Origin of the sequence: Mycobacterium sp. (genome assembly GCF_019243155.1) — a bacterium.
In the GTDB taxonomy this organism is placed as follows: Bacteria; Actinomycetota; Actinomycetes; order Mycobacteriales; family Mycobacteriaceae; genus Mycobacterium.
Genome location: NZ_JAFAUS010000165.1, coordinates 1 through 7,458, shown reverse-complemented (window position 1 = coordinate 7,458; position 7,458 = coordinate 1). Strand labels below are relative to the sequence as shown.

7 protein-coding genes are annotated in these 7,458 nt (G+C 65.9%); 5 read left to right on the top strand and 2 right to left on the bottom strand.

Translation table 11 applies throughout. From position 1 onward, the window contains the following. The coding region (locus tag JOZ00_RS08085) for an alpha/beta hydrolase domain-containing protein (RefSeq protein ID WP_293342197.1) at positions 1-1,211 on the top strand (1,211 nt) is incomplete at its 5' end. Between the two features lie 44 nt (positions 1,212-1,255). Here the strand turns inward: JOZ00_RS08085 and JOZ00_RS08080 are convergent. Next, positions 1,256-2,389, bottom strand: coding sequence for a dihydrodipicolinate reductase (locus tag JOZ00_RS08080; protein ID WP_293342194.1), 1,134 nt, complete (start codon positions 2,387-2,389; stop codon positions 1,256-1,258). Between the two features lie 128 nt (positions 2,390-2,517). Between JOZ00_RS08080 and JOZ00_RS08075 the strand changes: the two genes are divergently transcribed. From JOZ00_RS08075 to JOZ00_RS08060, 4 genes are all read left to right on the top strand, one after another. Next, positions 2,518-3,342, top strand: coding sequence for a MarR family transcriptional regulator (locus tag JOZ00_RS08075; RefSeq protein WP_293342205.1), 825 nt, complete (start codon positions 2,518-2,520; stop codon positions 3,340-3,342). A gap of 23 nt (positions 3,343-3,365) precedes the next feature. Then, the gene (locus tag JOZ00_RS08070; RefSeq protein ID WP_293342191.1) at positions 3,366-4,091 is read left to right on the top strand and encodes a pirin-like bicupin family protein; all 726 of its coding nucleotides are present in this window, start codon (positions 3,366-3,368) and stop codon (positions 4,089-4,091) included. A gap of 33 nt (positions 4,092-4,124) precedes the next feature. Next, positions 4,125-5,513 (top strand): YhgE/Pip domain-containing protein, encoded by a 1,389-nt coding sequence (locus tag JOZ00_RS08065; RefSeq protein ID WP_293342188.1) that lies wholly within the window; start codon positions 4,125-4,127, stop codon positions 5,511-5,513. A gap of 85 nt (positions 5,514-5,598) precedes the next feature. Then, positions 5,599-6,708, top strand: coding sequence for a phosphodiester glycosidase family protein (locus tag JOZ00_RS08060; protein WP_293342202.1), 1,110 nt, complete (start codon positions 5,599-5,601; stop codon positions 6,706-6,708). Here the strand turns inward: JOZ00_RS08060 and JOZ00_RS08055 are convergent. After that, positions 6,701-7,381 carry a YoaK family protein gene (locus JOZ00_RS08055; protein ID WP_293342200.1) on the bottom strand — a complete coding sequence of 227 codons (681 nt, stop codon included), beginning with the start codon at positions 7,379-7,381 and terminating at the stop codon, positions 6,701-6,703. The two genes, JOZ00_RS08060 and JOZ00_RS08055, sit on opposite strands and share 8 nt — an antisense overlap. Between the last annotated feature and the right edge of the window lie 77 nt (positions 7,382-7,458).

Below are 7,458 nucleotides of genomic sequence, written 5' to 3'. Positions count from 1 at the left end.
GGAGCCTGTTCAACGGCACGGTCATCGTCGAATGGCTCAACGTGAGCGGGGGCATCGATGCGCCCGCGCTGTGGATGATGGCGCATCGCGAGGTGCTTCGTTCGGGCTACGCCTACGTCACGGTGTCGGCCCAGAAGGTGGGCGTGGACGGCGGCGTCAGCCTGCTCGGCATCGACATGTCGCTCAAGAGCCAGAACCCGCAGCGCTACGCCGCGTTGAGCCACCCCGGCGACGCCTTTTCCTACGACATCTTCACCCAGGTCGCCGGGCTGGTGCGCGGCGATCTGCTGGAAGGACTGCCCGTTGCGCAGGTGATCGCGGTGGGTGAATCCCAGTCGGCGATGTTTCTGACGACTTACATCAATGCCGTGGATCCGCTCGTCGAGGCCTACGACGGATTCCTGGTGCATTCGCGGTTCGCCCCTGCCGCCGGCCTGGACGACGCCTCTGTATTCGACGAGGACAAGGCGATCAACTCAGCGCCGGTGGCCTTCCGCCCCGACCTGCGGGTGCCCCTGCTCACGATCATCACCGAGACCGATCTGTTCGGCGGAATCCGCAGCGGCTACTACTACGCCCGACGGCCCGACGACGATCGGCTGCGGGTGTGGGAGATTCCGGGCGCCGCGCACGCCGACAACTACACGATCCAGGTCGCAGCGATCGACACCGGCGACGCCCCGCTGGACGACATCGTCGCCGCCTACGCACCCACGAACAACCTGATGGGCCAGGAACTCGGGCACTACATCAACTTCGCCCCCCAACACCACTACGTGGTGCAGGCGGCGGTCGCGGCGCTGGACGCCTGGGTGCGCACGGGCGAACCCGCGCCTGCGGCCCCGCCCATCACGATGCGCGAAACCGACGATCCCCAACCGGTTTTGGACGCCAACGGCATCGCCGAGGGCGGCGTCCGAACCCCCTGGGTCGACGTGCCGACCGCACGGACATCGGGCATCGGCGACGCGTACGAAGGCTCGGACAACGGCCCGGAAGTCGCCGGCGCGAACATCATGGCGTCGATATTCGGGTCCGGCGAACCCTTCGACAAAGCCACCTTGAACCGGCTCTATCCCGGCGGCGTCACGGAGTATGTGCAGAAATTCACCGCGGCGCTCGACACGGCGATCCAATCCGGGTTCATCCTGTCCGCCGATCGCGTCGAGATCCTGAAGCTGGCCGCGGCAACATACGCTGGCGCAGTCTGAGTGGCCGGCGGTCCAAAAGCGTTGTCTCGTCTAATACTTGACGCCTAGAACAACCGGCTGTCGGGTGATGGCCCCTCCACCGGGCGAACCAACCCCGTCCCGGTGACCAGCGGCAGGTCCAGTGCGGACAGCAGGCCGGGTGGCGCCGCGCATACCGCGGGGATGGCGTTGACCATCCGCGACGAGCCGGCGATGCGGGCACCCAGGTCGTGGTCGTGGTCCTCGGCCATCTCGAATTCGCACCGCATGCTCGGCGAACCCTCGATCTCCACCCGGTACAGGCCCCGGCCGGATGCCGACCCGTAGCCGAGGTCCTTCGGTGCAATGCTGATGTTCGGCTGGGGCCAGTCCGGCGCGATGTCGTCCCGCATGCGGGTCACGTGGTCGATGACGAAAGTTGGCTTCCCACCGACGTATCCGGTGAGCGTCGAGCGCATCGCCGCGATCGTCCCGGCCGCGATGTGACCGGTCGGGGTGTCGAAGGACTCGGTGGCGGGAATCCGCTCGTTGCTCTCCTCGATGTTGTCGATCTTGACGCCCAGCCCGGCGGCGAGCTGATGCAGCACCGGTCCCCAGCCGAACGTGAAGATTCCCGGCTGGGCCGCGAACGCCGGATAGTCCGGCGATTGCCCAAATCCCAGGATCTCGTAGACGGCAGCCTTGTCCGGGTAGGTCGCGTAGTTGAACATCTCGGTCACCCGGACGGACTCGATCACCCGGGAGACGCCGGTAAGCACGAGTGGGAGAACGTCATTGGCGAATCCGGAGTCGATGCCCGTGGTGAAGAACGACGCCCCGCCCTCCAGCGCGGCCTGTCGCAGCGGGTCGGTGAACGCGGCGTCGACGGCTTCGGGGTACACCAGCGGGACCACCGAACACGACACCACGTTCTTCCCGGCCCGCAAGATGGACACCATGTCCGCGACGGCCTCGAGCGGCCGCAGATTCGCCCCGGCCGCATACACCACGACGTCGGCGTCGCCGGCGAGCAGCGCCGCCGAATCCTGCGTCGCGGTCACCCCCACAGGTGCGATGCCGCACAACTCGCCCGCGTCGCGACCCGCCTTGGCCTCGCTGTGCACCACGAGATCGACCAACTGCAACTCCGGATGATCGATCACCCCGCGCAGGGCGATCACACCCATGGAACCCGGCCCCCAAACTCCCACCTTGTACACGACAGTCTCCTATTATTAGGACATATATCCTTACAATTTGGACGGATCGTAGGGAGGTCACGGTGGATACGTCAATGGTCGCCCCAGTGGGCGCCTCGAACGTCAAATCACCGCCGACCGGTCGCGTGATGGATGTGCTTGCCGCCCTGGCCGATTCACCAAGCGGGCTGAGTTCGGCCGAGCTGGCGAAGAGTTGTGTCATCAGCACCTCGACCTGCGCCCTGGTACTGGCCGAACTCGAACGGCGCGCCTGGGTGGCGCGGCGCGGGGACCGTCGCTACGTGCTGGGCAGCGGCCTGTTCGGTCTGGTCCACGGGCTGCGGGCGCAGTTCCCGCTGCTGGACCGGGGACGCGACGCGCTGCGCTATCTCCACGACGCGCTCGGCGCGGGTTGCTCGATGTCGAAGATCGGCGGCCGGCACCTGACGACCGTCGACGCGCTGGGTCACGGCACCGACGGCGAGCACGCCGTCGGTCAGCGCTTCCCGATCGATCCGCCGTTCGGTTTGGTCGCGATGGCCTGGCGCGACGACGATTTCGTCCAGGCCTGGCTGCATCGCGTGCTCCCGCGGCTTACCCGTGCCGAAATCGCCGAGCACCTGCGAGTGCTCGGCGACATCCGGACCCGCGGCTACGGCGCGTGGCGGTTCGATGACACCCACCAGTCGCTGCACAACAGGCTGGCCGACGTGTTGGCGTCGCTGGAGCCGACTTCCCAGGTCACCCGGCAGCTGACCACCCTGATGACGATGGTGACGCTGCAGTCGGTCACCGATGTGCTCGAAACGGACTTGGCGGCAGCGGAGTTCGTCGTCCTGCCGATCTTCGGCCAGGACGGGCAGCCGGAATATCAGATCGAGATCCACCTGGGGCGCCCGGACGAGTTGACGCTGCTCGAGCTCGACGCAGCGCTCCGGCATGCCCAGGGGATGCTGGCCGCCGGGGTGGCCTGACGGTTCGGCGTTAGGCTGGTGCCATGTCTGCCAACGCGGATATCCGGCGTGCGGCCGGCCGGGCCGTCACCACGACGCCCTGGCTCACATCCCGTCACTCGTTCTCGTTCGGCGACCATTACGACCCGGAGAACACCCACTACGGGCTGCTACTGGTGAACAACGACGACATTGTCGCGCCCGGAACCGGATTCGACACCCACCCGCATCGGGACATGGAGATCGTAACCTGGGTGCTGGGCGGCGAGCTGACACACCAGGATTCCGCCGGGAACAGTGGAGTCGTCTATCCCGGTCTGGCGCAACGGATGTCGGCGGGAAGTGGAATACTGCACTCAGAGCGCAACGATTCATCGACGGAGCCAGTGCATTTCGTGCAGATGTGGGTGGTGCCCGACGAGACGGGGATTCGGCCCGGCTATCAACAGCACGAGGTCGGCCAGGACCTGCTGGACGGCGACCTGGTGACCATAGCTTCGGGTATCCCCGGCCGCGATGCGGCGATCACCCTGCACAACCGCGATGCCGCACTGCACGCCACGCGATTACGGGCAGGCGCGGCGGTGAACCTGCCGTCGGCGCGCTACGTGCACCTGTTTGCCGCCCGTGGCGCGGTTGCCGTAGAGGGCATCGGTGACCTCGAACAGGGCGACGCCGTGCGGTTCACCGATGCCGACGGCCGTTGCGTGACGGCGAGTGAACCGTCGGAGCTGTTGGTCTGGGAGATGAACGCGAAACTCGGCGCCTGAGCCATAGAGTGGGCACGACTGACAGGAGCCGACATGCCTGAATCGCATCCGCAGCACGCGGCGCCTCACCCCGGCCGGAACATCGAGGCAATCCGCACCGTGCGGTTCTGGGGGGCGCCACTGGTCATCACGCTGGCGCTGATGTCGGCCCTGTGCGCGCTCTATCTCGGCGGCATCCTGAACCCAGCCGCCAACTTGCGGCACTTCCCCATCGCGGTGGTCAACGAGGACGCAGGCCCCGGGGGCGCCCAAATCGTTGACCGGCTCGTCAATGGCTTGGACAAGAACAAGTTCGACGTCCGCGTCGTGCCCCTCAGCGAGGCCAGGCATCAGCTGGACACCGGAAAGGTGTACGGCTCGGTGCTGATACCGCCGAGCTTCTCGTCGAAACTGCGCGATCTCGCCACGAGCGCAGTGATGCCCAGCCGCGCCGACCGTCCGGTGATCACCATCTCTACCAACCCGCGGGCCGGCACTCTCGGCTCGTCCATCGCCGGCCAGACGCTGAACACGGCGATGGGGATCGCCAATGGTGTTGCCGGCGAACGGCTTCTGTCGGAGGTGGTAGCGCAGACGGGCGGAGCGCCGTTGGCCGGGGCCGCGGAGGTGGGCCTGTCCACCCCGATCGACATCGAGTCGACGGTGTACAACCCGCTGCCGAACGGCACCGGAAATGGATTGTCGGCCTTCTACTATGCGCTGTTGCTGCTGCTGGCCGGATTTACCGGCAGCATCGTCGTCAGCACATTGGTCGACGCACTCTTGGGTTATGTGCCAGCCGAATTCGGCCCGGTATACCGCTTCGCCGAGCAGGTCAGAATTTCGCGGTTCCAGACGCTGGTGGTCAAGTGGACCATGATGGTGCTGCTGGCGCTGCTCACCTCGGCGGCCTACCTCGCGATCGCCGACGGGCTCGGCATGCCGATCGACCTCGGCTGGGAACTTTGGGCGTTCGGCGTGTTCGCGATCGCGGCGGTGGGCATCACGTCCAGTTCGCTGCTCTCGGTGCTCGGCACGGCGGGCCTGCTGGTCAGCCTGCTCATCTTCGTGATCCTCGGTTTGCCGTCGGCCGGCGCCACGGTCCCGCTGGAGGCGACGCCGCCGTTCTTCCGCTGGCTGGCCGAATTCGAGCCGATGCACCAGGTGTACCTGGGCGCGCGGTCACTGCTGTACTTCAAGGGCCATGCGGACACCGGCCTTTTTGAAGCGCTGACCATGACGGCGGTCGGGCTGATCATCGGGCTGCTGTTGGGTGGCATCATCACGCACCTGTACGACCGCAAGGGTTTTCACCGTATTCAGGGCGCGGCCGCGATGGCGCTCGCCGCGGAGCACCAGGCCGCGCACCGGTCGCGGCAACGCAGGACGAAGCTCGAGGCCCCGGCCGAGACCGAATCCGACACCGAAAACACAAGCGAATAAACGTAATTCGCGCGTAGCGAAAGCGTCACCCGCCCGTTATACATGTTGACAGTGTGGCCATAGTGACTGATGCTATTGCTGTTGCATCCAGATCAGGGCGGAAAGGGCTACCGTGCTGACCCAACGCGCCAGCTTCCGCCGGCTGGCGGTGGCCTGCACCGCCTTCGTCTCGTGCATTGCTCTGGCGAGCACCTTGGGACAACCCCTTGCGCACGCCGCCGACGGCAGGGATCTGCTTGCCAACGCCATAAACGTCACCAAGGGGTCTTACCTGGTCTACAACTTCGGTCCCGGGCATCCGACGCCGATGCTCAACGCCGCCGGCAACTGGTCCGAAATGGACAACGGCGGCCACCTCATGATCATCAAGAATGCGGCCGGACGCCTCTCGCCGCACCTGCTGGTCGACACCCACCAGGCCGACCAGGCGCGCTGCGAAAACAACCCGGGAGCCCGCACCGGCGAGGGACTTTGGCAGGCCTCGGAGCTCTACACGCCGATGCAGGCGTGGCAGCGGATGGGCCAGCCCACGATCGCGATCAACGCCAACTTCTTTGACGTGCGCGGGCAAAAGGGTGGTTCGTGGCGCCAGACCGGCTGCAGTTCGCCGCTGGGCGCCTTCGTGGACAACACCCACGGGCAGGGCCGCGCCAACCAGGCGGTTACCGGCACCGTCGCCTACCCGGGAAAGCAGGGCCTCTCGGGCGGCGGCGAGAACTGGAGCGTCCTGACGACGATGATCCTGCCGTCGGGCGGCGCACCCTATGTGGTCTGGCCAAAATCGAAGAGCGACTATGACTCCGCCACCCCGGTGGTCCAGGACCTGCTCAACAAGAACGAGCGGTTCGTCGCGGTATCAGGCATCGGGTTACTCGCTCCGGGCAACACCGGACAACTGCACGACGGCGGCCCCAGCGCCGCGCGAACGGCTTTGGCTTACTCGCGGCAAAAAGACGAGATGTATATCTTCGAGGGCGGCAACTACACGCCGGACAACATCCAGGACCTGTTTCGCGGACTGGGCGCCGACAACGCGGTCTTGCTTGACGGCGGCGGATCGTCGGCCATCGTGCTGCGTCGTGACACCGGCGGCATGTGGGCCGGCGCCGGAAGCCCGCACGGATCGTGCGACACCCGCCAGGTTCTCTGCGACTCACACGAACGTGCGCTGCCCAGTTGGCTGGCGTTCAACTAACCGGGCGCGGGCCGAAGCGGAAGATCAGCAGACTGATCGCAACCACCGCGGCCGTCACGACGAACACCGGAGCGACAACGAATCGTGACATCGTCGCCCCAACGAGCGCACCCGCACACATCGTGAAAACCACACTCAGGCGCAGCTTTTCACGGTCGCCGGTGCCGCCCGCCAGCCGGCTTTCCATTCCGAGGCTGACGATCGTCGACGTCAACACCGTGGTGGACAGTTCCCGGATTTCGAATTGGCGCGCGCTCGAGTGCTGCAGGCCGAACGTCACCGCGAGGATGCCGATCATGACGAGTTTGGTCTTGTCGTTGTAGTGCAGCACGCCCGTCCCGGCCAAGACGGCCAACACCACCAACAAGGTTATTTCCGTTGCCAATACGAGGGTGATCCATGGGAGCGTCCGGCTACCGAAGTACCGTGACAACCGGCCACTGACGATCGTGGTGCAGACAAAGGTCGGCAGAGCGACGGCCACAGCCGTCAGGTCGATGACCGTCCTTGGGGCAAGCCAAAACCCAAGGAAGATCACGTTGCCGGTCATGTTGGCGACGAAGACGTGGCCGAGGACCAGGATGCTGAGCGAATCGGCAAGGCCGGTTGCGAATGTCAGCAACAGCAACGCGACGACGGTCGAGCGCTCCGATACAGGCGAGACGACGGGCATGGCCGTGGCAGACCCAGCTATTCGTGCGGCGTCAAGTCCAGCGAGGTGATCGTCGTCATCCTGGTCACCAGCCAGCG

What these genes read in the sequence shown, in the direction of transcription:
- JOZ00_RS08075 (WP_293342205.1), top strand. Translation starts at nt 2,518, where the DNA reads ATGGATGTGCTTGCCGCCCTGGCCGATTCACCAAGCGGGCTGAGTTCG.
- JOZ00_RS08070 (WP_293342191.1), top strand. Translation starts at nt 3,366, where the DNA reads ATGTCTGCCAACGCGGATATCCGGCGTGCGGCCGGCCGGGCCGTCACC.
- JOZ00_RS08055 (WP_293342200.1), bottom strand. Translation starts at nt 7,381, where the DNA reads ATGCCCGTCGTCTCGCCTGTATCGGAGCGCTCGACCGTCGTCGCGTTG.
- JOZ00_RS08065 (WP_293342188.1), top strand. Translation starts at nt 4,125, where the DNA reads ATGCCTGAATCGCATCCGCAGCACGCGGCGCCTCACCCCGGCCGGAAC.